The 23,801-nt window shown below is 39.0% G+C and carries 19 protein-coding genes and 1 pseudogene; 17 read left to right on the forward strand and 3 right to left on the reverse strand.

Annotated features, from left to right (window positions below; translation table 11 throughout):
• The 11 genes from wbjC (at window position 1) to galE (ending at window position 12,981) form a co-directional block, all read left to right on the forward strand.
• Entirely contained in the window at window positions 1–1,110 is a 1,110-nt protein-coding gene (wbjC, locus tag J663_RS16000; protein ID WP_033850903.1) for a UDP-2-acetamido-2,6-beta-L-arabino-hexul-4-ose reductase, read from the forward strand.
• Window positions 1,111–1,122: 12 nt separating this feature from the next.
• The gene (gene wecB / locus J663_RS16005) at window positions 1,123–2,253 is read left to right on the forward strand and encodes a non-hydrolyzing UDP-N-acetylglucosamine 2-epimerase (RefSeq protein WP_033850904.1); all 1,131 of its coding nucleotides are present in this window, start codon (window positions 1,123–1,125) and stop codon (window positions 2,251–2,253) included.
• 11 nt (window positions 2,254–2,264) lie between these two features.
• Entirely contained in the window at window positions 2,265–3,458 is a 1,194-nt protein-coding gene (locus tag J663_RS16010; RefSeq protein WP_033850905.1) for a glycosyltransferase family 4 protein, read from the forward strand.
• A gap of 1 nt (window position 3,459) precedes the next feature.
• Window positions 3,460–4,416 carry an NAD-dependent epimerase/dehydratase family protein gene (locus tag J663_RS16015; RefSeq protein WP_033850906.1) on the forward strand — a complete coding sequence of 319 codons (957 nt, stop codon included), beginning with the start codon at window positions 3,460–3,462 and terminating at the stop codon, window positions 4,414–4,416.
• Window positions 4,417–4,419: 3 nt separating this feature from the next.
• On the forward strand, window positions 4,420–5,436 hold the full coding sequence (locus J663_RS16020) for an MraY family glycosyltransferase (protein ID WP_033850907.1): 1,017 nt from the start codon (window positions 4,420–4,422) through the stop codon (window positions 5,434–5,436).
• On the forward strand, window positions 5,429–5,962 hold the full coding sequence (locus J663_RS16025; RefSeq protein ID WP_033850908.1) for an acetyltransferase: 534 nt from the start codon (window positions 5,429–5,431) through the stop codon (window positions 5,960–5,962). The genes J663_RS16020 and J663_RS16025 overlap by 8 nt, the downstream gene beginning before the upstream one ends.
• A gap of 212 nt (window positions 5,963–6,174) precedes the next feature.
• On the forward strand, window positions 6,175–8,049 hold the full coding sequence (locus tag J663_RS16030; RefSeq protein ID WP_033850910.1) for a polysaccharide biosynthesis protein: 1,875 nt from the start codon (window positions 6,175–6,177) through the stop codon (window positions 8,047–8,049).
• Window positions 8,050–8,060: 11 nt separating this feature from the next.
• Window positions 8,061–8,936 (forward strand): UTP--glucose-1-phosphate uridylyltransferase GalU, encoded by an 876-nt coding sequence (gene galU / locus J663_RS16035; protein WP_032053498.1) that lies wholly within the window; start codon window positions 8,061–8,063, stop codon window positions 8,934–8,936.
• A gap of 106 nt (window positions 8,937–9,042) precedes the next feature.
• Window positions 9,043–10,305 carry a nucleotide sugar dehydrogenase gene (locus J663_RS16040; RefSeq protein WP_033850913.1) on the forward strand — a complete coding sequence of 421 codons (1,263 nt, stop codon included), beginning with the start codon at window positions 9,043–9,045 and terminating at the stop codon, window positions 10,303–10,305.
• Window positions 10,302–11,972 carry a glucose-6-phosphate isomerase gene (gene pgi, locus J663_RS16045; protein WP_033850915.1) on the forward strand — a complete coding sequence of 557 codons (1,671 nt, stop codon included), beginning with the start codon at window positions 10,302–10,304 and terminating at the stop codon, window positions 11,970–11,972. The genes J663_RS16040 and pgi overlap by 4 nt, the downstream gene beginning before the upstream one ends.
• Window positions 11,965–12,981, forward strand: a complete 1,017-nt coding sequence (gene galE, locus J663_RS16050; protein WP_033850916.1) for a UDP-glucose 4-epimerase GalE — start codon at window positions 11,965–11,967, stop codon at window positions 12,979–12,981. The genes pgi and galE overlap by 8 nt, the downstream gene beginning before the upstream one ends.
• Window positions 12,982–13,024: 43 nt before the next feature.
• Here the strand turns inward: galE and J663_RS16055 are convergent, their stop codons facing one another.
• Window positions 13,025–14,395: a phosphomannomutase/phosphoglucomutase gene (locus J663_RS16055; protein WP_033850918.1), complete on the reverse strand. Its 1,371-nt coding sequence runs from the start codon at window positions 14,393–14,395 to the stop codon at window positions 13,025–13,027.
• A 374-nt stretch (window positions 14,396–14,769) separates the two neighbouring features.
• Between J663_RS16055 and lldP the strand changes: the two genes are divergently transcribed.
• The 4 genes from lldP (at window position 14,770) to dld (ending at window position 20,351) form a co-directional block, all read left to right on the forward strand.
• On the forward strand, window positions 14,770–16,437 hold the full coding sequence (lldP, locus tag J663_RS16060) for an L-lactate permease (RefSeq protein WP_171073670.1): 1,668 nt from the start codon (window positions 14,770–14,772) through the stop codon (window positions 16,435–16,437).
• A gap of 19 nt (window positions 16,438–16,456) precedes the next feature.
• A complete protein-coding gene (gene lldR, locus J663_RS16065; protein ID WP_004711163.1) occupies window positions 16,457–17,209 on the forward strand; it encodes a transcriptional regulator LldR in 753 nt (250 codons plus the stop codon).
• Window positions 17,206–18,351 carry an FMN-dependent L-lactate dehydrogenase LldD gene (gene lldD / locus J663_RS16070; protein ID WP_002050500.1) on the forward strand — a complete coding sequence of 382 codons (1,146 nt, stop codon included), beginning with the start codon at window positions 17,206–17,208 and terminating at the stop codon, window positions 18,349–18,351. The genes lldR and lldD overlap by 4 nt, the downstream gene beginning before the upstream one ends.
• 293 nt (window positions 18,352–18,644) lie before the next feature.
• Window positions 18,645–20,351, forward strand: a complete 1,707-nt coding sequence (gene dld / locus J663_RS16075) for a D-lactate dehydrogenase (protein ID WP_033850921.1) — start codon at window positions 18,645–18,647, stop codon at window positions 20,349–20,351.
• Window positions 20,352–20,398: 47 nt separating this feature from the next.
• Here the strand turns inward: dld and J663_RS16080 are convergent, their stop codons facing one another.
• Window positions 20,399–21,613: an aromatic amino acid transaminase gene (locus tag J663_RS16080; RefSeq protein ID WP_013199242.1), complete on the reverse strand. Its 1,215-nt coding sequence runs from the start codon at window positions 21,611–21,613 to the stop codon at window positions 20,399–20,401.
• Window positions 21,614–21,948: 335 nt separating this feature from the next.
• A pseudogene (locus J663_RS19195) lies at window positions 21,949–22,083 on the reverse strand (hypothetical protein).
• 45 nt (window positions 22,084–22,128) lie between these two features.
• Here J663_RS19195 and J663_RS16085 point away from each other — a divergent pair.
• Together J663_RS16085 and prpB are read left to right on the forward strand one after the other, a co-directional pair.
• A complete protein-coding gene (locus tag J663_RS16085; protein WP_001153627.1) occupies window positions 22,129–22,839 on the forward strand; it encodes a GntR family transcriptional regulator in 711 nt (236 codons plus the stop codon).
• Window positions 22,832–23,716, forward strand: coding sequence for a methylisocitrate lyase (prpB, locus tag J663_RS16090; RefSeq protein WP_005071840.1), 885 nt, complete (start codon window positions 22,832–22,834; stop codon window positions 23,714–23,716). The genes J663_RS16085 and prpB overlap by 8 nt, the downstream gene beginning before the upstream one ends.
• Window positions 23,717–23,801: the final 85 nt, after the last annotated feature.

Consider the following 23,801-nt stretch of genomic DNA (forward strand, 5'->3'; position numbering starts at 1 on the left):
ATGAAGATCTTAGTAACAGGTTCAAATGGCTTTATAGCAAAGAACTTGATTCAATTTTTATCAGAAAAACCTGAGATTGAGATTTTAAAAGCTCATCGTGAAACAACAGATCAAGAGTTTGAACAATCAGTTTTAGCTGCTGATTGGATTATACATTTAGCAGGAGTGAATCGCCCTCTAAATGAAAGTGAATTTGCCGAAGGCAACACCACTTTAACGGAAAAGATCGCTCAAATTTTGCAGCAAGCAAATAAGAAAACGCCTGTTATTTTATCATCTTCTATTCAGGTTGAACGTGATAATCCTTATGGTAAAAGTAAGTTAGGTGGTGAGCAGGCATTGGTAGCCCTTAATCAAGCACAAGGTAATCCAGTCTATATTTGCCGTTTAGCTAATGTTTTTGGTAAGTGGTCACGCCCTAACTATAATTCAGCTGTTGCGACTTTTTGCCATAACGTTGCAAATGACTTGCCGCTACAAATTCACGATGAAAATGCTGTGATTCGTCTTGTGTATGTCGATGATGTAGTGGAAACATTCTGGAATATTCTGAATGGGCAACAAGTTGAACAAATTTTCCAAGTCGAACCTGAATATCAAATTACAGTAGGTGATTTGGCTAAAGTTTTAAATGGCTTTAAAGCATCAAGAGATACACTTATTACTGACCGTGTGGGAACAGGTCTTACTCGTGCACTTTACTCAACATACTTAAGTTTTTTTAAACCTGAGCAATTTGATTATAGTGTTCCAAAATATGGTGATGCCCGCGGCGTATTCGTTGAAATGTTGAAAACTCCAGATGCAGGACAATTTTCTTATTTTACTGCTCATCCAGGGATTACCCGCGGTGGTCATTATCATCATACAAAAACTGAAAAGTTTCTTGTTATTAAGGGTAAGGCACTATTTAAGTTTAAGCATGTCGTGACAGGTGAATTTTATGAGCTTGAAACGCAAGGTGATGAACCAAGAATTGTAGAAACAGTGCCTGGGTGGACACATGACATTACTAACATCGGTGATGATGAGATGATAGTGATGCTATGGGCAAATGAAATTTTTGATCGTAATAAGCCAGATACTTATGCGATGCCAATAACAAATTAAGAGTATAGATTTGTGAAAAAGTTAAAATTAATGACAGTGGTGGGCACACGTCCAGAAATTATCCGTTTGTCTCGCGTAATGGCTGCGTGTGATGAATATTTTGATCATGTTATTGTTCATACTGGTCAAAACTATGACTATGAATTAAATGAAATTTTCTTTACTGATTTGGGTATCCGTAAACCTGACCATTTCTTAAATGCAGCTGGTGCTACCGGTGCAGAAACGATTGGTAATGTCATTATTGCAGTGGATAAAATTTTAGATGAGGTAAAGCCTGAAGCTTTACTTGTTTTAGGGGACACAAACAGCTGTATGGCAGTATTACCTGCAAAACGCCGCAAGATTCCAACTTTCCACATGGAAGCTGGAAACCGTTGTTTCGATATGCGCGTTCCTGAAGAAATTAACCGCCGAATTGTCGATCATACTGCTGATATTAATTTAACTTACAGTACGATTGCCCGTGATTATTTATTGGCTGAAGGATTACCCGCTGATTTAGTAATTAAAACAGGTAGTCCAATGTTTGAGGTACTTCATCATTACAAAGCGAAAATTGAAGCCTCTGATGTTCTTGAACGTTTAAATTTAAAAGAGCATGAATATTTTATTGTGAGTGCTCACCGTGAAGAAAATATTAACTCAGATCAGAACTTCTTAGATTTGGTAGAGATGTTAAATGCAGTTGCAGAGAAATATAAATATCCTGTGATTGTATCTACACATCCTCGTACTCGTAAGCGTATTGAAGAGTTAAATGTTGAATTTCATCCTTTAATTCAATTACTAAAACCACTTGGTTTTAGTGACTACAACAAGTTACAGCTTTCAGCAAAAGCCGCATTGTCTGATAGTGGAACAATTAACGAAGAATCATCAATTTTAAACTTCCCGGCACTTAACTTACGTCAAGCACATGAGCGTCCCGAAGGAATGGAAGAAGCTGCTGTAATGATGGTAGGTTTAAAAGCGGAACGTATTTTACAAGGTTTAGCAATTTTAGAAGGTCAGACTAGAGGTGAAGATCGTCTTTTACGTCTAGTTGAAGACTACAGTATGCCAAACGTAAGTGAAAAAGTTGTGCGTATCATTATGAGCTACACAGATTATGTAAATCGAGTGATTTGGAAGCAATTTTAAGGTTATAAACTGTGAAAAAAGTATTGGTTGTTTCAGAGTTTATTGATCCTGATCAAAATTCTACAGGATACTTTTGGTATAAGATTATACAGAAACTTGCTCAATCCGATGGGGTTGAGCAGTTATCTGTTATAGCGCCTTATTCAGGAGATCGTGAGGAAATACAGAAAAAGTTCTGTAGCAATATTGGTTTCTTATTATTTTTACATGCTTCTTATGATAAAAATAATTTATTTAAGCGATTGCTTGGTCAATTACAGCAAACTTTTGGTTTTTTTAAGATTTTGTTAAAAAACTTAGCTAAGGATAAGGTTGTTGTTTCTGGAACAAACCCACTTTTTCTCCTAGTTTTATTAGCTTTTTTAAGGGTATTCATTCCATTTAAATGGTATTTGCTCGTTCATGATGTTTTTCCTGAGAATTTAGTTCCTGCAGGAATTTTAAAGAAAAATTCTGTCTTATTTAAAATAATGAATTTTATTTTTAATCGTATCTATTCTAGAGCCGATCATCTGATCGTGATTGGCCGTGATATGAAAAACTTAATGAGACAAAAAACGGGTAGCGATAATATTACAGTGATTCCGAACTGGGTAGATTTCACTGAAATAGAGGTTAGAGAGAAACAACAGTCTTCAATTATTAGCTCACTTGGCTGGAACGAAAATATAGTTTTCCAATTTTTTGGAAATATGGGACGTGTCCAAGGCATCTCTAATTTATTAGCTGCAATAAACTTAATTAATAATCCATCTGCCAAATTTTTATTTATTGGCGGTGGAAATGATGCTCAATTGGTAAAAGAGTTTGCTGAAGAAGAGAACAATAAAAATAAAGTTGCTTATATTGGAGAGTTAGCTGCCCAACAGCGAAGTTTAGGTTTGAGCTCATGTGATATTGCTATCGTAACTTTAGCAGAAGGCATGCTTGGCCTCGGTGTTCCTAGTAAGGCCTATTTTACTATGGCTGCTGATAGACCAATTTTAGCTATTATGGAAGAAGATGCAGAAGTGGCTAATATGGTTAAAGAACATAATATTGGCTGGATCTGTGAGCCAAATGATCCAGTTAGATTAGCATCATTAATTGATGAAATTTGCAAAACTAAGTTGAACAAAGTGTCTAATTCACCACGTCAAATTTTACAAGATCATTATCATCAGGATAAGTTGCTGCAAAGTTTTGCTGACATTGTGGAATCGTAATATGAAAAATATTTTAGTTACAGGTTCATCTGGCTTTGTTGGTAAGTCTTTGATCCGTTCACTCATTCTGAGTAATAAATATCAAAAGATATATGCTTTAAATAGACGGCAATCGTATATTCTACCTGAAAAGGTGGAGCAGTTAGTCGCGACTTCTGAATCTGTTTTTTCGACACCTATTCCTAATGATATTGATGTAATCATACATTTAGCAGGAAGAGCACATATATTAAATGATAATGTGCAAAACCCTTTAGAACAGTTTAGAGCGGTAAATGTGGAGGGTACATTACAACTCGCTCGACAAGCCTTAGAAAATAATGTTCAGCGGTTTATTTTTATTAGTTCAATTGGTGTAAATGGAGCCGTAACAAATAAAAAAGCTTTTGATGAATTAGATCCACCACAACCTCATGCCGATTATGCAATTTCTAAGCTGGAAGCGGAGCAAGCATTAAAAGAATTATTTGAGAATACAAATACTGAGCTTGTCATAATTAGGCCGCCATTAGTATATGCTGCTGATGCTCCTGGCAACTTTGCTCGATTACTTAAACTTGCTTCAACTAACCTACCTTTACCTTTTGCTTCCCTCAATAATAGGCGCTCTTTTGTTGCATTAGAAAATCTAGTTTCATTTATCGAAGCTTGTATTGAGCATCCTCAAGCAAAAAATGAATTATTTTTAATTTCAGATAATGAGGTACTTTCTACCCAACAGCTTGTGATTTCAATAAGAAAAGGTATGGGGCGAAAGGCAAACTTAATATATATCCCTAAATTTCTTATGAGGGTAGGGGCTATATGTGTCGGTAAGGGTAAGTTGTATGAGCAATTATTCTTATCTTTAGAGATCGATGCTTCAAAAGCGCGTAATTTATTAAATTGGACTCCTCCAATTAATGCGTATGCTGCTCTGGAAAAAACAGGAAAAATATATTTTGAGAGAAGTGAGTAACTTATGCTGATGATTTGGATAATATTAGCAAGTTTTTTAATTTCGTTCTTGCTTACAGGCTATATGCGCCATTACGCATTGAAGAAAAATATTATTGATAATCCGAATGAAAGAAGTTCCCATACAATTCCGACACCACGTGGTGGTGGAGTATCTATTGTTATCACTTTCTTATTATTTTTAGTGGGATTGATAGTTAGTCATCAATTAGAATCAACTACGGGTTCAATTTTAGTTGCTGCTGGATTAGGTGTTGCAGTTTTAGGTTTTCTTGATGATCATGGCCATATCAATTCAATGCTTCGATTAGCAATTCACTTTGTTATTGCGATTAGTACTGTTTTTTTCCTAGGTGGTTTCTCTGAGGTTGCATTATTCAATGGAAACCTGCAGTTAGGTTGGTCCGCAAATATTATTGCAGTACTTTTTCTTGTATGGTTACTCAATTTATATAATTTCATGGATGGGATTAATGGAATTGCCAGTGTTGAAGCAATTACTACTGTACTAAGTCTTGGTTTTATTTATTTAGCATTAGGTACACCGTTATCTAGTGAATTATTATTTATTTTAGCGGCATGTGTACTTGGTTTTGTTCTATGGAACTTTCCTAAAGCTCGTATTTTTATGGGAGATGCCGGCAGTGGTTTTCTCGGATTAATTCTAGGTATTCTGGCTTTAATTTCTTTAAAAATAGACCCTGCTTTATTTTGTGCATGGATCATATGTCTAGGTGTATTTATCGTCGATGCCACTTTTACATTAATCCGTCGGGTGATTAATGGGCATAAAATGTATGATGCGCATAGATCTCATGCATATCAATACGCTTCACGCAAATACAATAGTCATACTACAGTAACAATTGGTGTACTGCTGATTAATGTATTTTGGCTTTTACCTATTGCATATCTTGCATCACAAAAAGTAATGATGCCAGAATCTTTATTGTTAATAGCTTACATTCCTTTGATTTTACTTGCTTTATTCTTTGGTGCCGGAAAAACTGAAAATGCTTAAAAAGAATGTTTTATTAGTTTTAGGTGCAGGTGGGCATGGTAAATCTGTTGCAGAAGCTGCTCTCTTGTCGGGCAAATGGAAAAAAGTGGTATTTGCTGATGACAGTTGGCCACAAAAAACAGATATAGCGGGCTTTCCGATTGTCACGAATATAAATAGTATCCCAGATATACTGTCAGATATTTCTGCTGCAATTCCTGCTGTAGGAAATAACCAGCTCAGACAAAAATGGTTTCAACTATTAGAAAATTTATCGATACCTATTGCTACAGTTGTTCATCCATCTGCCATCATAAGCCCTAATGCTGAAATTGGTGAGGGAGTAACTATTATGGCTGGTTGTGTAGTGGGGTTTGATGTGAAAGTAGGAGATGGAGCAATTATAAACATGGCTGCGTCAATCGATCATGATACTCATATTGGTGAATTTGCTCATCTTAGTGTAGGTGTTAAAGTTGTAGGGAATAAGAAAATAGACTCCTTATCATTTCTACCAGCTGGTAGTGTGGTTACTCATTCAATGTAGTGATAATTTCTTAATTTAGAAACAAAAGATGTAAAAGTGTACAACTTTATAACCCCTATGATTGATAAGACTTTCTAGGGTAAGTAATGTGTTACAGATTTAGTAATAATGGTTTGATATACATTATGTAACCAATGCGTAAAACTTGTTTCTAGTTATATAAGAAATGAGTATAAATATCGCACGGTTACTAGAACGATTAGAAGAGTATTGTGAAAAAGATTATCTATCAATTCGCATCAGCCCCAAGACTTGCGAAACAATGTTTTTTGGTTCTTATAGACCTTTTTGCTGTTCCTGTTATTTTGTGGTTATGTTACGCCCTTCGTTTATTTGACTTAGGTGCAGAAGTTATTCCAGGTATCAATTATGGCGTAGCAATTGTTACAATTGTTGCTATTTTAAGTTTAATGATAACTGGAGTTTATCGGTTTATTGTTCGAACATTTAACGAAGCCTTTATTGCTAAATTAGCGATAGCTGTTGCGCTGATGGTCATTGTTTTATATGGCATGAATGCTTTTTCACCTGCATTTGTTCCGACTTCAATTCCATTAATGTTTGGCTTCTTAATGTTTGGTTGGGTTTGGTGTAGCCGTGCATTTATTCGTTTTATTGTGAAAGCTGCCTTACAAACGAGTGAAGAGCGTAAACGTGTAGCAATTTATGGTGCGGGTGATGCTGGTCAGCAAATTGCAGCAGTACTTTATCGTTCGGGTGATCATTTGCCAATGTTCTTTATTGATGATAATACTTCTTTACACGACCATATGGTTGGCGGTTTAAAAGTACTATCTTTAGAGAAAGCTTTACAACGTTTTGAAAAATATAGAATAGATGAAATTTTGTTAGCATTGCCTTCTGTAGGCCGTGTGCGTAAAAGTGAAATTATTCAACAGCTAGAACCTGCACATCTTAAAATTACTGAACTCCCTGGTCTTACACAACTTGTTGATGGTGAGCTCAAAGTTGCAGATATTCGTGAAGTAGACATTATTGACTTGCTGGGACGTGATCCTGTACCTCCTGTAGACCATTTGCTCGCAAAAAATATTCGAAATAAGATCGTCATGGTTACTGGTGCCGGTGGTTCAATTGGTTCTGAATTATGCCGTCAAATTGTTAAGAATCAGCCTAAAATGCTGATTATTTATGAAATTACAGAGTTTGCCCTTTATAGCATAGAAAAAGAATTACGCTTAACGGCTCAATGTGAAATCGTTCCTATTTTAGGTACAGTGCAAGATCAACAGAAATTAGAACGTATTATCGAGCAATATGGTGTTCAGACCGTTTACCATGCTGCTGCTTATAAACATGTACCTTTAGTTGAGTGTAATCCAATTGCAGGATTAAAGAACAATGCGATTGGTACTGCAAATAGTCTAAATGCAGCTGTGAAAAAAGGTGTGGAAACGTTCGTTCTCATCTCGACCGATAAAGCAGTACGTCCTACCAATGTAATGGGCGCATCGAAACGTATGGCAGAGCTCTATTGTCAAGCAATGGCTGAAGCCCAAAAGCAAACTCAAATTAGTATCGTACGTTTTGGTAATGTATTAGGGTCTTCTGGCTCAGTAGTGCCATTATTTAAACAGCAAATTGCGAAAGGTGGTCCAATTACTGTGACTCACCCAGAAGTAACACGCTACTTCATGACTATTCCTGAAGCATCTCAGTTGGTTATTCAAGCTGGTGCATTAGGTAGAGGCGGTGATGTGTTTTTACTTGATATGGGTGAACCTGTCCGGATTCAGGACTTGGCTCGACAAATGATTTCTTTAAGTGGTTTAACTGTGCGTGAACAAGGTTCAAAGCAAGGGGATATCGAAATTCATTATAGTGGATTGCGTCCAGGTGAGAAACTTTACGAAGAATTATTAATTGATCAAGAAAATACTGAATATACCGAGCATAGTAGAATTCTTCGATCTTTTGAGAAATTCTACCCTCTTACAGAAATTCAAGAAGTCTTTGATCGAGTGAATAATATGACTGCTGTCCAGCAAGATATTGATTGGGCGCTATGTCAACTTGAACACTATGTTGATGGTTATAAACGTAGTAAAGATATTATGGTTAATTAGAGAGTGAATGTGTGATTAAAAAGGCAGTTTTACCTGTAGCTGGATTAGGTACACGTTTTTTACCAGCAAGTAAGTCAATTCCTAAAGAAATGGTCACAGTAGTTGATCGTCCTGCGATTGAATATGTAGTGCGTGAAGCTGTAGAAGCAGGAATTGAGCAAATTATTCTGGTAACACACTCATCTAAAGCATCAATTGAAAATTATTTTGATCGAAACTTTGAACTTGAAACGACTTTAGAGCAGAAGAAAAAGTTTGATCTGCTTGATGAGATTACTCAAATTATCCCACCTCATGTAAGTGTAGTGAGTGTAAGACAGCCTCAACCTTTGGGTTTGGGGCATGCTGTTTTATGCGCAAAAAGTATTATTGGGCAAGATGATTTTGCTGTGTTGTTACCAGATGTATTGGTTAAAGATAACTCAGGGCAAAATGATTTATCGCGTATGATTTCTCGTTATGAAGTGAGTCAAGCTGCTCAAATCATGGTTGAAGCAGTACCCGATCATTTAGTAGATCAATATGGGATTGTTGATGTAAAACAGAGCCCGGCTGAGGGTGAAAGTATTGTTATGCAGGGTATTGTCGAAAAGCCTGCTGTCGGCTCTGCACCTTCTAATTTATCTGTAGTCGGACGTTATATTTTACCGGCTAAGATTATGCAGCTTCTAGAAAATACTCCGAAAGGAGCGGGCAATGAAATTCAGTTAACTGATGCTATTGCGATGCTTCAAAGTACAGACATAGTGGAAGCCTATCGGATGCAAGGTCAAACTTTTGACTGCGGCAGTAAACTTGGTTATTTGAAAGCTGTACTGCATTATGGTGTTGCACACCCTAAATTGGGATTAGAATTTAAACATCTGATTCAAGAACTTAAACTATAAAGTTTTGTAGCTCTGCTTAAGTATTTGTAAAAACTGCTGAATATGGTAGCAGAGCAGTATATTCTTTTCCTGGAAAAGGAATAGAAATCTATAAATCAGGTGTGCAATGAAAATCGCAGTATTTGGAACAACGTTACATGCCGGTGTTATGGCGGCATTATTGGCTGAATATGGTAACCAAATTTATTGGTGTACCTGTGTAAGTTGTGAAGAAGATGTTTCTGTCCTTACGTATCAAGATCAAGAAGTAAATAATTATTTAAATAAACAAAGAAAAGCAGGTTTTTTAATTGAGAGCCCTTTTTCCGAGATCCCTTTAGATATTGAAGTATATTTATTTTGTTTTAGTCCCACACAAATTGAACTTGCTTTAAAAACCGTACAAAAACTGAGTGAGCGACCAATTGTTCATCCTAGATTAATGATTAATGGTTCAACTTTTGGTTTACACGGTACAGAAAAATTAAAACAGCATTTGCCAAAAGATGAATGGGTTTACTTTCCTGATGTGATTCAGGAGGGTAATGCTATCAATAGTGTATTGAATGTAAAACATGTCATTATTGGTGTTGAATCTAGGGATGCAAGTGAAACCATGCAAGAGCTATTGCGTCCATTTTTCCAATTTAGCTATCAATATTTATTTATGCCAATTTTAGATGCGGAGTTTACCAAACTTAGTATCTCGGGTATGTTGGCGACCCGCATTAGTTATATGAATGACTTAGCTATGGTTGCCGAAAAGTTAGGTATTGATATTGCGAATGTAAAGCATGGTATTGCTGCTGATACACGAATTGGTGCTGCATATTTATCGCCTGGTGTAGGATTTGGTGGTGAGAATTTTTCACATGATATTTTAACGCTTTCAAGTACTGTATCTGAAACTGGAACAAAAAGTCGTCTTTTAGAGCAGGTTTGGGCGATTAATGAGCAGCAGAAAGAGATTTTATTCCGTAAGTTATGGAATTATTATCACTGTAGTCTAAATGGTAAAACGGTTGCGATTTGGGGTGCTTCTTTTAAAGAAAATACTTCAAATATACATAACTCACCGATTCATATTTTATTGGCGGCGTTATGGGCACAAGGCGTAGTAGTGCGCCTGCACGATCCTCAAGCTTTAGATGAAATAGCTGCCACTTACGGGCCTAGGGAAGATTTAATTTTATGCACTGATAAATATGAGGCTGCACAAGATGCTCATGCATTGTGCCTCGTCACGGCATGGAAGCAATATTGGAGCCCTGACTTTAAGCAACTACAACAGTTAATGAAACATCCGTTAATTTTAGATGGACGTAATATTTATGATCCAGCATATGTAAAAGCGAAAGGCTTTGCTTATGAAGGAGTAGGTCGCTTATGAGTAAATCAATTGAGCAATTTCCGAAGGAATTAGTCTCGCCTCTAGCTCATCTTCAAACTTTAGGTGAAGAAAACTCAAAATTACATATCAAAGAGTTATTTGCTTTAGAGCCAGATCGTTTTCATAATTACTCAGTAAAGTTTGATCAATTATTTTTTGATTATAGTAAGCACAGAGTAACTAAGGATATTTTGGAACAACTGGTAGCTCTTGCGAAGAATAAAAATTTAACCCAATGGATTAATCGTCTTTTTTCACAAGATAAAATTAACTGTACCGAACAACGTGAAGCAATGCACTGGGCATTGCGTTTACCAGCTGACTATTCAAAGTTTCCAGACTTAACAGAACAAGTTCATAGTCAGTTAGAACGTATGTATACCTTAGTGGAAAAAATCCATGCAGGGCAATATCGTGGTGCTACTGGTGAAGTGATCCAAGATGTTGTCAATATTGGAGTGGGTGGTTCTGATTTAGGGCCACAAATGGTGACTCATGCGCTGTCTGATTTTAAGGTGAAAACGGCTAAGCCCCTTAACACTCATTTTGTTTCAACGATGGATGGTAGTCAGCTATCAGAACTGCTCCATCAACTTCGCCCAGAAACTACTTTATTTATTATTTCTTCAAAATCTTTTGGAACGATTGATACCTTATCAAATGCCCAAACAGTGCGTCAGTGGTTAGAAAAAACGTTAGGGAAACATGCCCGCGTATTAAAAAGCCATTTTATTGGTGTGTCCACAAAAGCTGACAAAATGTCTGAATGGGGAATTGCGCCTGAAAATCAATTATTGCTGTGGGATTGGGTAGGTGGCCGTTATTCACTATGGTCTTGTATTGGTTTACCTATTGCTTTGACGATTGGTATTGATGGATTTAAGCAACTTTTAGCAGGGGCTCATACCGTCGATGAGCATTTTCAAAATACAAGTTTTGATCAAAATATTCCTGTTTTAATGGCATTATTAGGAATTTGGAATAATAATTTTTTAAATATTCAGACTCACGCAGTCTTGCCTTATGATGGACGTTTAAAATATTTTGCTGCTTATTTACAACAATTAGAGATGGAGTCTAATGGCAAGTCGGTGCAGCGCAATGGTCAAAAAGTTGAGCTAGATACTTGCCCAATTGTGTGGGGTGAAGTTGGTCCAAATGCTCAGCATGCGTTCTATCAATTGCTACATCAAGGCTCCCAAGCAGTCAGTTGTGATTTTATTGCACCAATTCAACGTTATAATGCAGACCACTTTACCTATGCTGAAAACGCAGATGCCTTAGTTGAGCAACATCATCTTGCTCTCTCTAATTGCTTGGCGCAATCACGCTTATTGGCTTTCGGTAATGAAGCTTTGGATTCAACTGAATTAGAAAATCTGCCAATTTATAAGCAATATGAAGGTAATCAGCCGAGTTCTACCTTATTATTAAAAGAACTTAATCCTTATAGTTTAGGAATGTTAATTGCTTTATATGAACATAAAGTTTTTGTTCAATCTGTAATTTGGAATATTAATCCATTTGACCAGTGGGGAGTTGAAAAGGGTAAACAGATCGCTGATCAGTTACTCCCGATTTTAAGTGGCGTTCAAAATGATTCTTCAAAACTTGACGCTTCAACACGTGGATTAATTAAAATTTTGTTAGGAAAAGTAGATGGCTAAAATTCTAGTCACTGGTGGCGCAGGTTATATTGGTTCACACACATGTGTTGAACTTTTGCAGGCTGGTCATGAAGTTGTCGTTTTTGATAATCTTTCAAATAGTTCTGAAGAATCTTTAAAGAGAGTTCAAGATATCGCCCAAAAAAGTTTAACTTTTGTACATGGTGACATCCGCAATGCAGATGAGTTGGACCGTGTATTTCAAATACATACTATTGATGCTGTTATTCACTTCGCAGGTTTGAAAGCAGTGGGTGAAAGTCAGGAAAAGCCACTCATTTATTTTGATAATAATATTGCCGGCAGCGTTCAACTGGTTAAATCGATGGAAAAGGCAGGTGTCTATACGCTTGTATTTAGCTCATCTGCAACAGTTTATGATGAAGCCAATATATCTCCATTAAATGAAGAAATGCCAACAGGTATGCCAAGTAATAACTATGGCTATACTAAACTGATTGTTGAGCAATTATTACAAAAATTGTCCGCATCTAATCCAAAATGGTCAATCGCATTACTTCGTTATTTTAACCCAGTCGGTGCACATAAAAGTGGACGTATTGGGGAAGACCCTAAAGGTATTCCAAATAATTTAATGCCGTATGTGACACAAGTTGCTGTTGGTCGCCGTGAGAAACTATCCATTTATGGTAATGATTATGAAACTGTGGATGGTACTGGTGTGCGTGACTATATCCATGTGGTCGATTTAGCGAATGCGCACTTATGTGCTCTCAATAACCGATTGGATGCGACAGGTTGTCGTGCATGGAATATCGGTACAGGTAATGGTTCATCTGTTTTACAAGTTAAGGATACATTTGAAAAAGTTAATGGTGTGCCTGTAGCTTTTGAGTTTGCACCGCGGAGATCTGGAGATGTAGCCACATCTTTTGCAGACAATAGTCGTGCAGTTGCTGAGTTGGGTTGGCAGCCGCAATATGGTTTAGAAGATATGCTTGCTGATAGCTGGAATTGGCAGAAGCAGAATCCTAATGGATATAATTAAATAGCAATAAAAAAGGAGCTTATAGCTCCTTTTTTATTATGAATTAGTTCTGAATCAATCCAGTCAACTCATCTACATAATGTTGCATTGGCTGAGCTTGGCGGTCTGCACGGCTTTCAATATTGAGACGTAATAAGGGTTCAGTATTTGAAGCGCGGACGTTAAAACGCCATGCACCAAAGTCGAGGCTTACACCATCGGTACGATCAATTTGTGGATTTTGATCGGCATAGAAGTCGAAAATCTTTTGAATAGTGGTTTGTGTATCAGCTACTTTAAAGTTGATTTCACCACTACAAGGAAATTTGGTAATCATATTTTCAACGAGTGTTGAAAGTGATTGTCCTGTTTCAGAAAGTAGGGCAACGGTCAGTAACCACGGAATCATACCGCTATCGCAGTAAGCAAAGTCCCGGAAATAGTGATGGGCACTCATTTCACCGCCATATACAGCATTGTGTTCACGCATAACGTCTTTAATAAATGCATGGCCAGATTTTGACTGGACGGCAACACCTTTGTATTCATCGACTATATCAAATGTGTTCCACACTAAACGTGGGTCATGAACAATTTTTTCGCCTGACTGTTTGATTAAGAAAGCTTGAGCCAAGAGTCCAACAATATAGTAGCCTTCAATAAATTGGCCCTTCTCATCAAACAAGAAACAGCGGTCAAAGTCGCCGTCCCAGGCAATTCCCATATCTGCCTTATGCTCAAGTACAGCATTTCGGGTACTGTCACGGTTTTCAATTAAAATTGGGTTAGGGATGCCATTTGGAAAAGTACCATCTGCTTCATGATGAATTTTAATAAATTCAACTGGCACGTTAAGCGCTTTAAATTTTTCTTCAATAGCATCAATCACGTGACCAGCTGCACCATTACCAGCATTTACCACTAACTTCAGTGGGCGGATTTTTGCTGGTTCAATATAAGTCAGTAGATGGTCAACGAACTCAGGCAAAATGTTATAGCTTTGAGTTGTACCTTTTTGACTAACTTCTTCAAAGTTATTGGTTTCTGCTAAAGCCTGAATTTCTTTTAAACCAGTATCGGCACTAATTGGACGAGCATTTTCTCGAACCAATTTCATACCGTTATAGTCCATTGGGTTATGGCTCGCAGTAACTTCGATACCACCTTGTACATCTAAATGAAAGGCGGCGAAGTAAACTTCTTCAGTACCTGTCATGCCTAAATCAAGAACATTGACACCCGCATCATTTAACCCGCGGATAGTCGCTTGTTTTAAACCCTCACTGCTTAGACGAATATCACAACCTACAACCACAGTCTTTGGTTTATAGATTTGTCCGTATGCGCGGCCAATTTTATAGGCGATTTCTTCATTCAATTCGGTGCCGAGTTTGCCTCGGATATCATAGGCTTTAAAACAGGTTAAAGTAGTCATTATTCAGTTCAATACAAATGATTTAAGTTTTGGGCATTATTATACATTTATCAATAAATGATTATGTTTATTGTTTTATGTTCAAATTTTTCACTTCATTTCTGTAAGTTATATTTAAGTTTATAAGAAAGTATTTTTAAGACTTTAGTCTAATAAGAAAATTTCTAAATTAGAAAGAGCTTGATTTTGCTTAATACTATTGGTATTACCAATTATAGTGATTATTTAATGATTGATCTTGCGAATATCTGTGTTTATGATGCGGTCTGTGGTTTAAGGAACAACATTTGCACTTAATTTTTAATTGGTCATACCAATTGTGTTAAATGTTTAAGAATTTAAGGTACAAAAATTCGCCCCGGCATTTCAAGGAGATGACAATGCTCAATATGTGGCAACAACTTTATGACCCTTTAAATAATATTTGGCTGTCCAGTGCGGTTGCATTAATCCCGATTATTTTCTTCTTTTTAGCATTAGCAGTTTTTCGTTTAAAAGGTAGTATCGCGGGTACGGGCACAGTCATTATTGCATTATTGATTGCGCTCTTTTTCTATCAAATGCCGGGTCAAATGGCCTTTGCATCCATTATTTACGGTTTCTTCTACGGTCTATGGCCAATTTCATGGATCATTATCGGGGCAGTTTTTCTATACAAAATTTCAGTAAAAACAGGCCAGTTTGAGATTATTCGGTCAAGCATTTTGTCAATTACCGAAGACCAACGTTTGCAAATGCTATTGGTTGGTTTTGCATTTGGTACTTTCCTTGAAGGGGCGGCTGGCTTTGGTGCTCCTGTAGCAATTACTGCTGCACTCCTTGTCGGTTTAGGGTTTAAGCCACTTTATGCTGCTGGTTTATGTTTAATTGTAAATACAGCGCCAGTGGCTTTTGGTGCAATGGGTATTCCAATTATTGTGGCGGGGCAGGTGTCAGGCGTAGACACTATGGAAATTAGCCAGATGGTGGGTCGTCAGTTGCCGTTTTTAACGCTGATCGTGCTGTTCTGGATTATGGCGATTATGGACGGTTGGCGTGGTGTTAAAGAAACTTGGCCTGCGGTAGTTGTCGGTGGTGGTTCGTTTGCGATTGCTCAGTATCTCACTTCTAACTTCATTGGTCCTGAGTTACCAGATATTACCGCAGCAATTGCATCATTGGTGAGCTTAACTTTACTGTTCCGTGTTTGGAAACCAAAACATATTTTCCGTTTTGAACCTGAAGCTGGCCAAACTTTAACTCAGCAACCAACCACGGTTCAACGTTATAGCATTGGCAAAATTGCTAAGGCATGGTCTCCATTTGCAATCTTAACCGTGATGGTGACGATCTGGAGCGTTAAGCCATTTAAAGCATTATTTGCAAAAGATGGTGCTCTTGAACACTGGATTTTTAAACTTGAAGTGCCGTATTTACACAAATTGGTCGAGAAAATGCCACCGATTGTGGCAGAGATGAAGCCATACGAAGCGATTTATAAGTTTGACTGGTTCTCTGCAACAGGTACGGCAATTTTTATTGCTGCAATCATCACTGCTATTTTCTTGAAAATGAAAGCAAGTGAGGCCGTAACAACTTTTGGTGAAACACTCAATGAGTTAAAAACACCGATTTATTCAATTGGTATGGTGTTGGCTTTTGCTTTTATTGCGAACTATTCAGGTTTATCTGCAACTTTGGCTTTGGCTCTATCGCATACGGGTCATGCGTTTACTTTCTTCTCACCATTTTTGGGTTGGCTTGGTGTATTCCTTACGGGTTCAGATACCTCTTCAAATGCTTTGTTCTCGGCACTACAGGCAACCACAGCTCAGCAAATTGGTATTCCAGAAGTATTGCTTGTGGCTGCCAATACCAGCGGTGGTGTGACAGGTAAAATGATTTCTCCGCAGTCGATTGCGATTGCTTGTGCCGCAGTAGGCTTAGTTGGAAAAGAGTCTGACTTGTTCCGTTTCACTGTAAAACATAGCATCATATTCACTGTCTTTGTTGGCATCATTATTACGGTTCAGGCTTATCTGGTGCCGTGGATGATTCCATAACTCCAGTGAAGGAAACGCGATGAGAATCTCCGATCAAGTGGTCATGAAATTGCAGGCATTAATTGAAGAGCGTCACATGAAAAAAGGTGATCGTTTGCCTGCCGAGCGCCAGCTTGCAACTAGCTTGGGAGTTTCTCGTCCGTCTTTGCGTGAAGCAATTCAACAGCTCAATAGTCAAGGTGTGCTGATTAGCCGCCGTGGCGATGGAACTTATATTCAGCAGTTACCTGAACAGTGGCCACAGCAACTGATTGTGAACCCGATTAGCAACCTGATTGAAGAAGATCCACTCTACCGTTTTGATGTGCAAGAGGCGCGGTTGTTGCTTGAGGGTGGCACTGCTTGGTATGCCGCATTACGCTCAACGCCTGAAGATCGCGCCAAAATCCATCATTATTTTAATGAAATTAGTCGCCATCAAAATGCAGGTGACTCAGCACAGGCTGCGGTGGCCGATGCTGAATTCCATTTAGCGATTGCTGAAGCATCTCACAATGTGGTGCTGATCCAAATGATGCGTAGTCTGTTCGATTTGCTGCAATACAACGTCTTGTTAGGACGTAAAAAAGTTTATAACGACCCCGTAAATGGTGACTTGCTGAGCGAGCAGCATTTTCAGGTAATGGATGCTATTGATCGTAAAGATCCCGAGGCCGCACGCCAAGCTGTCTGCGGTCATATTGAATTTGTGATTAATCATGTGCGTTCTCTGGATGAAGATGAAGCTCGCCAGAAACGTGCAAATCGTTTAAATAGAGTTGATTCAAAATGATTATTTCTTCTGGCAATGATTATCGTGCTGCGGCACAACGTCGCTTACCACCATTTTTATTTCATTACATTGATGGTGGGGCGTATTCAGAATATACCTTAAAGCGTAACGTACAAGATTTGTCAGAAATTGCATTGCGTCAACGTGTGCTGAATGACATGTCAGCGTTAAGTTTAGAGACAAAACTATTTAACGAAACCTTATCGATGCCAGTTGCTTTGGCGCCTGTAGGTTTAACAGGTATGTATGCGCGCCGTGGTGAAGTTCAGGCCGCGATGGCAGCCGATAAAAAGGGCATACCATTTACACTTTCAACGGTTTCGGTATGTCCGATTGAAGAAGTTGCACCTGCAATTAATCGCCCTATGTGGTTCCAATTATATGTATTACGTGATCGTGGTTTTATGCGTAATGCTTTGGAACGTGCAAAAGCAGCAGGCTGTTCAACACTGGTATTTACCGTAGATATGCCTGTGCCGGGTGCGCGCTACCGTGATGCTCATTCGGGTATGAGTGGACCAAATGCTGCGATGCGCCGTTATATGCAGTCTATGTTCCATCCACATTGGTCGTGGAATGTCGGCTTAATGGGGCGTCCGCATGACCTCGGAAATATCTCTAAATATTTAGGTAAACCGACTGGGCTTGAAGACTATATTGGTTGGTTAGGCTCAAACTTTGACCCATCTATTTCATGGAAAGACCTTGAGTGGATTCGTGAATTTTGGGATGGCCCAATGGTGATTAAAGGTATTTTAGACCCTGAAGATGCCAAAGATGCTGTGCGTTTTGGTGCAGATGGGATTGTGGTATCGAATCACGGTGGTCGTCAGTTAGATGGCGTGATGTCATCTGCTCGTGCATTACCTGCAATTGCCGACGCAGTTAAAGGTGATTTGGCGATTTTGGCTGACTCAGGCATTCGTAATGGTTTAGATGTGGTGCGTATGTTGGCACTTGGGGCTGATACGGTTTTACTTGGCCGTGCGTTTGTGTATGCCTTGGCAGCAGCAGGTGGGCAAGGGGTGTCGAACTTGCTTGATTTGATCGATAAGGAAATGCGTGTTGCGATGACGCTCACGGGTGCTAAGTCGATTTCGGATATTAATGCGGATTGTTTAGTACAGGCGATGAAGCTCTAACGTTTCCGTATTAACTTTGATGATATTGGCACGACGGAGCCTTATCGGGAAAATTTTAATGTAAGTAGCTAATTGACGTTACTTTTTTAAAAAAGTAACCAAAAACCTTTTGTTGAGCAAACCGTACTTCCTTGTACAGTTGCTCAACAGGCGGCATCCCTGCCGCCAACCACGATAGTAAATATAGGGCTGATTCCCATTAGAGAATGAGCTAATTAAATTATAAATTACAAACGGTAAGATCCCGTCGTGTTGGTCTAATTTTATAAATGGATGACCAAAAGGAAACCATCATGCAAACATTTTCTCCTCAAGCAGTGATCGAACGCTTACAAAATATTGTGGGGCGTTCTTATGTTTTGACCGATGACCAAAGCACGCGTCAGTACCGCCAAGGTCGTCGTTTTGGTGAGGGGAAAGTACTTGCTGTGGTGGTGCCGGGTACCTTGCTAGAGCAATGGCAGGTGCTCCAAGCTGCAATTGAGGCAGACTGTATTGTGATTATGCAGGCAGCAAATACAGGACTCACTGGTGGTTCAACGCCATATGGCGATGATTATGATCGTCCTGTGTTGGTCATGAGTACGCGCCGATTAAAGGGCATACAAGTTATTCATGATGGTAAGCAAGTGATTTGTTTACCAGGTGCGACCTTAGATAATTTAGAGCAAATTTTAAAAGGCTATAATCGTGAACCGCATTCAGTGATTGGTTCATCTTGTATTGGGGCATCAGTACTAGGCGGTGTTTGTAATAACTCGGGCGGTGCATTGGTACGCCGTGGACCTGCGTATACTGAACTGGCGTTATATGCTCAGGTGAACGCTACTGGTCAATTGGAACTGGTGAATCATTTAGGGGTGAATTTAGGCTCGACTCCTGAAGAAATTTTGACGCGTTTAGAGAAGAAACAATACCAAGCCGTAGATATTTTAGATGACAGCGAAAAGCAGGCATCGGACCATCGCTATGCACACGATGTAACCCAAGTTGATGAAGATACACCTGCACGTTTTAATGCAGACCCGTCACGTTTGTTTGAGGCTTCGGGTTCGGCAGGGAAAGTCTGTGTGTTTGCCGTACGCCTTGATACTTATGAAAAAGTAGAAAGTAATGTCTTTTATATTGGTACTAATGATGCCGATGACTTAACAGCGATTCGTCGTTACTTACTGACCTCACTACCAAGCTTACCGATAGCGGGCGAATATATTCATCGAGATGCTTACTTGATTGGTGAAAAGTACGGAAAAGACACGTTCTTATTTATTGAGAAATTTGGCACAGCCAATGTTCCAAAAGCTTTTGCGATGAAAGATAAAGTCGATGGCTTTTTAGAAAGATTTAAAATTAAAGGCTTAACGGATCATATTTTACAGGCTATTACCTTCTTTTTACCGAGTCATTTGCCTAAGCGTATGACCGAATATCGAGATCGTTATGAGCACCATTTAGTGCTGCGTGTCGAAAATAATTCAAAAGCACAAACCGAGCAGTTTTTAAAAGAATATTTTCCAGTGCATCAGTCAGGTAGCTATTTCGTATGTAGTGAAGAGGAAGGACGAAAGGCCTTCTTGCACCGCTTTGCGATTGCGGGGGCGGCAATTCGTTATCGTGATACGCACCGTAGTGAAGTTGAAGATATTGTAGCGCTTGATATTGCGTTACGTCGTAATGACCGCGAATGGGTAGAGCAACTACCAGCCGAGATGGAAAAGAAAATTATCCATAAACTCTATTATGGGCATTTCTTTTGTCATGTGTTCCATCAGGACTATATTCTTAAAAAGGGCAATGACCCGTTAGAAATGGAACATCAAATGTGGAAGTTGTTGGATGCGCGTCGTGCTGAATATCCAGCAGAGCATAATGTTGGGCACCTTTACATTGCCAAACCTGCATTAGCCAATTTCTATCAAAAACTCGACCCAACCAACAGCTTTAACGTAGGTATTGGTCATACCTCAAAACTGAAATATTGGGGCAAAACCAAATCTTAATATCGAGAAATAAAAAAGGCGCCGAAGCGCCTTTTTTTATAGATGTATTATGCCGCTTCTGTTGATTTAGCAAGTACTTCTGCAACTGCTTTAGCAACAGTGTAAACATTGTTCATGTTTAAACCTGCTACACAAATACGACCACTACGTACTAAGTAGATTGCATATTCTTCACGCAAGATATCAACTTGCTCAGCAGTTAAACCTGTGTAGCTGAACATACCTTTTTGGTTTACAAGGTAGCTAAAGTCACGGTCTGGTAATGCTTTAGTAAGTTCATCTTTCAAGATGCTACGCATTTTAATAATACGCTCACGCATCTCTTTCACTTCACCTTGCCATTGTTGGTTAAGTTCAGCGTCATTTAACACTTCATCAACTAACCAAGCGCCTGTTGTAGGAGGGCTAGAGTAAATACGACGTACAGTCGCTTTTAACTGACCAAATGTGCACTGAGCAGCTTCTGCATCGTCACATACGAAAGTTAAGCCGCCAACGCGCTCGCCATATAAAGAGAAGATTTTAGAGAACGAGTTGCTCACAATGAAGTTTAGACCCGCTTGGTCTAAAGCACGGATTGCATACGCATCTTCTTCCATACCATCGCCAAAACCTTGGTAAGCGATGTCTAGGAATGGAATAAGGTTACGGTCTTTTAATACTGCAATTACTTGGTCCCATTGCGCTGGGTTTAAGTCAGCACCAGTTGGGTTGTGGCAGCATGGGTGCAATAACACAATGCTTTGCTCAGGCAAAGTTTTAAGTGTAGAAAGCATACCGTCAAAATCTACACCACGTGTTTCGTTGTCGAAATATGGGTAGAAATGAGTTTTGATGCCAGCGCCATTGAAAATCGCAACGTGGTTATCCCAAGTTGGTTGGCTTACCCAAACGTCTGAATTTGGGAAATAAGTTTTTAAAAAGTCCGCACCAACTTTCAATGCACCTGAACCACCAAGTGTTTGGATGGTTACAGCACGGCCAGCTTTAACTGCTGGGCTGTTTGCACCAAATAAAAGTGCTTGAATTGCTTCACGGTAAGGTTTGAAGCCTTCCATTGGCAAATAAAGTTTGGTTTTACCGTTCTTAGGCTCAATACGCTTTTGCGCCTCGATAATGGTCTCTAACTGAGGAACAATGCTGTCTTCGTTATAATAAAGACCAATACTCAAGTTCACTTTTCCAGAACGAGTATCAGCATTGAACTGTTCCATTAAAGAGAGAATTGGATCGCCTGCGTATGGGGGGATATGTTGAAACATCAAAAAAGTCCTTTCATTCAACAATATGCATAGTATTGGGTTTTTTCTGTCTCGAAAAATACGCCACAACTATGTCGATGCTCAATAATGTATCAATAAAGCTACCGTGAAGCACCTGATAATTTCACTAATATCGATATTTTCTGGATGAAAATGATAAAAAGATTTAAAAGAAATTACGGTAAATAGAAACTAATTTCTAACTCATGCTTTCATTCAAGCAGATTGTCTACAATCTTGCTGTAATACATTGGTTGTAGACTAAAGTTTGAAACAAAAGATTAGAGGTCGAAAAGTAGCTAAAAAAGTGCCATAAATCTATAGGTAAAATAATATTAAATAACTGTTTTATAAATACTAATTGGCAAGTGGTTTAATGCTTTAAATATAAGGTGATATAAGCGGTGAGGCTATAAAAATTGACCTGATGCGTTCTGTAAAGTGTCAACAATCACCTTGATTTTTTTCATTCATACCGCTATAAAACTCATAATTGATTAAAAATTGTCGACAATATGCAAGATTTGACCTTCGCACCAGAGCCACTACAAAGTCAGGGAAGAACACTGACCGAGAATGTATTTAAACAAATACAGACGGCGATTGTTTTGGGTCAAATTCCGGCAGGTAGCAAAATTTCTGAGCCTGAACTGGCGCGCACCTATGGCATTAGTCGTGGGCCTTTGCGTGAAGCGATTCATCGCCTTGAAGGGCAACGTTTGGTTGAGCGTACTGCACATGTGGGTGCACGCGTGGTTTCGCTTTCACTGCAACAGTTTAAAGAGCTTTACCAGATTCGTGCATCATTAGAAGGTTTAGCTTGCAAACTTGCTGCACAGCATATTGATAAAAAGCAAATCTTGGCATTACGTGATGTATTGCGTATGCACGCTGAAGATGAAAACTTTAAAGCAGGTAAAGGATATTACTTGCAAGAAGGGCAGGACGATTTTCACTACTGCATTATCAAAAGTAGTGGCAATAAAACCTTAGAAAAAATGCTGTGCGATGAGCTTTATCATCTCATCCGTATGTACCGAATTCAGTTTTCAAACACACCCGATCGACCGAGCAAAGCTTGGGACGAACATATCCGTATTTTAGATGCAATTGCAGAAGGCGATGGTGAACTTGCCGAGCTGCTCATGCATCGACATATCAATGCTTCTTACAAAATTATTGAGCAAACACTGCTACAAGCACAAGGAGAACATAACAATGGCTAAACAATCCGCAGGTCAGCTATTTCGCGATGCAGTAGCCCAAGAAAAGCCATTACAAGTGGTTGGAACCATCAATGCCAATCATGCACTTTTGGCAAAACGTGCAGGTTATAAAGCGATTTATTTATCAGGTGGCGGTGTAGCAGCTGGTTCTTTAGGCTTACCTGATTTGGGAATCAGTAACCTTGATGATGTGTTGACAGACGTACGCCGTATTACCGATGTATGTGATCTTCCATTATTGGTCGATGCGGACACAGGTTTTGGTGCTTCTGCATTTAACATTGCTCGTACTACAAAAGCACTTATCAAGTTTGGTGCTGCGGCAATGCACATTGAAGACCAAGTGGGCGCAAAACGTTGTGGACACCGTCCGAACAAAGCCATTGTGACTCAAGAAGAAATGGTTGACCGTATTAAGGCTGCGGTTGATGCGCGTGGCGATGACAGCTTCGTGATTATGGCACGTACCGATGCATTGGCAGTAGATGGCTTACAAGCTGCCATTGACCGTGCAGGTGCCTACATTGAAGCGGGTGCAGACATGTTGTTCCCTGAAGCAATTACCGAGCTTGATATGTACAAGCAATTTGCTCAGAAGACAGGCGCACCGATTTTAGCAAACATCACAGAGTTCGGTTCTACACCACTGTTTACTACTGAAGAGTTAGCATCTGCCGATGTAAGCCTTGCGCTTTATCCGCTTTCTGCTTTCCGTGCCATGAACAAAGCAGCCGAAACTGTGTATGAAACCTTGCGTAAAGAAGGCACGCAAAAGAACGTGATTGATATTATGCAAACGCGTAAAGAGTTATATGAACGCATTAACTACTATGCGTTTGAAGACTACTTAGACAACGCATTTGCTAAAAAGAAGTAATAAATTAAAAAGTTGATTAATTGGAATCTGATACTCGGAGGCATCATCTGCAACTGTTTGAGACAGGACTACATTTTTTAAAAAT

This window comes from Acinetobacter sp. 826659 (assembly GCF_000588515.1).
GTDB classification, from domain to species: domain Bacteria; phylum Pseudomonadota; class Gammaproteobacteria; order Pseudomonadales; family Moraxellaceae; genus Acinetobacter; species Acinetobacter pittii.

Coding starts and splice junctions, on each gene's coding strand:
- wbjC (WP_033850903.1), top strand. CDS start 1: ATGAAGATCTTAGTAACAGGTTCAAATGGCTTTATAGCAAAGAACTTG.
- dld (WP_033850921.1), top strand. CDS start 18,645: ATGCAAACATTTTCTCCTCAAGCAGTGATCGAACGCTTACAAAATATT.
- prpB (WP_005071840.1), top strand. CDS start 22,832: ATGGCTAAACAATCCGCAGGTCAGCTATTTCGCGATGCAGTAGCCCAA.
- J663_RS16015 (WP_033850906.1), top strand. CDS start 3,460: ATGAAAAATATTTTAGTTACAGGTTCATCTGGCTTTGTTGGTAAGTCT.
- lldR (WP_004711163.1), top strand. CDS start 16,457: ATGAGAATCTCCGATCAAGTGGTCATGAAATTGCAGGCATTAATTGAA.
- lldD (WP_002050500.1), top strand. CDS start 17,206: ATGATTATTTCTTCTGGCAATGATTATCGTGCTGCGGCACAACGTCGC.
- lldP (WP_171073670.1), top strand. CDS start 14,770: ATGACAATGCTCAATATGTGGCAACAACTTTATGACCCTTTAAATAAT.
- J663_RS16040 (WP_033850913.1), top strand. CDS start 9,043: ATGAAAATCGCAGTATTTGGAACAACGTTACATGCCGGTGTTATGGCG.
- J663_RS16025 (WP_033850908.1), top strand. CDS start 5,429: ATGCTTAAAAAGAATGTTTTATTAGTTTTAGGTGCAGGTGGGCATGGT.
- J663_RS16080 (WP_013199242.1), bottom strand. CDS start 21,613: ATGTTTCAACATATCCCCCCATACGCAGGCGATCCAATTCTCTCTTTA.
- J663_RS16085 (WP_001153627.1), top strand. CDS start 22,129: ATGCAAGATTTGACCTTCGCACCAGAGCCACTACAAAGTCAGGGAAGA.
- galE (WP_033850916.1), top strand. CDS start 11,965: ATGGCTAAAATTCTAGTCACTGGTGGCGCAGGTTATATTGGTTCACAC.
- J663_RS16020 (WP_033850907.1), top strand. CDS start 4,420: ATGCTGATGATTTGGATAATATTAGCAAGTTTTTTAATTTCGTTCTTG.
- J663_RS16055 (WP_033850918.1), bottom strand. CDS start 14,395: ATGACTACTTTAACCTGTTTTAAAGCCTATGATATCCGAGGCAAACTC.
- pgi (WP_033850915.1), top strand. CDS start 10,302: ATGAGTAAATCAATTGAGCAATTTCCGAAGGAATTAGTCTCGCCTCTA.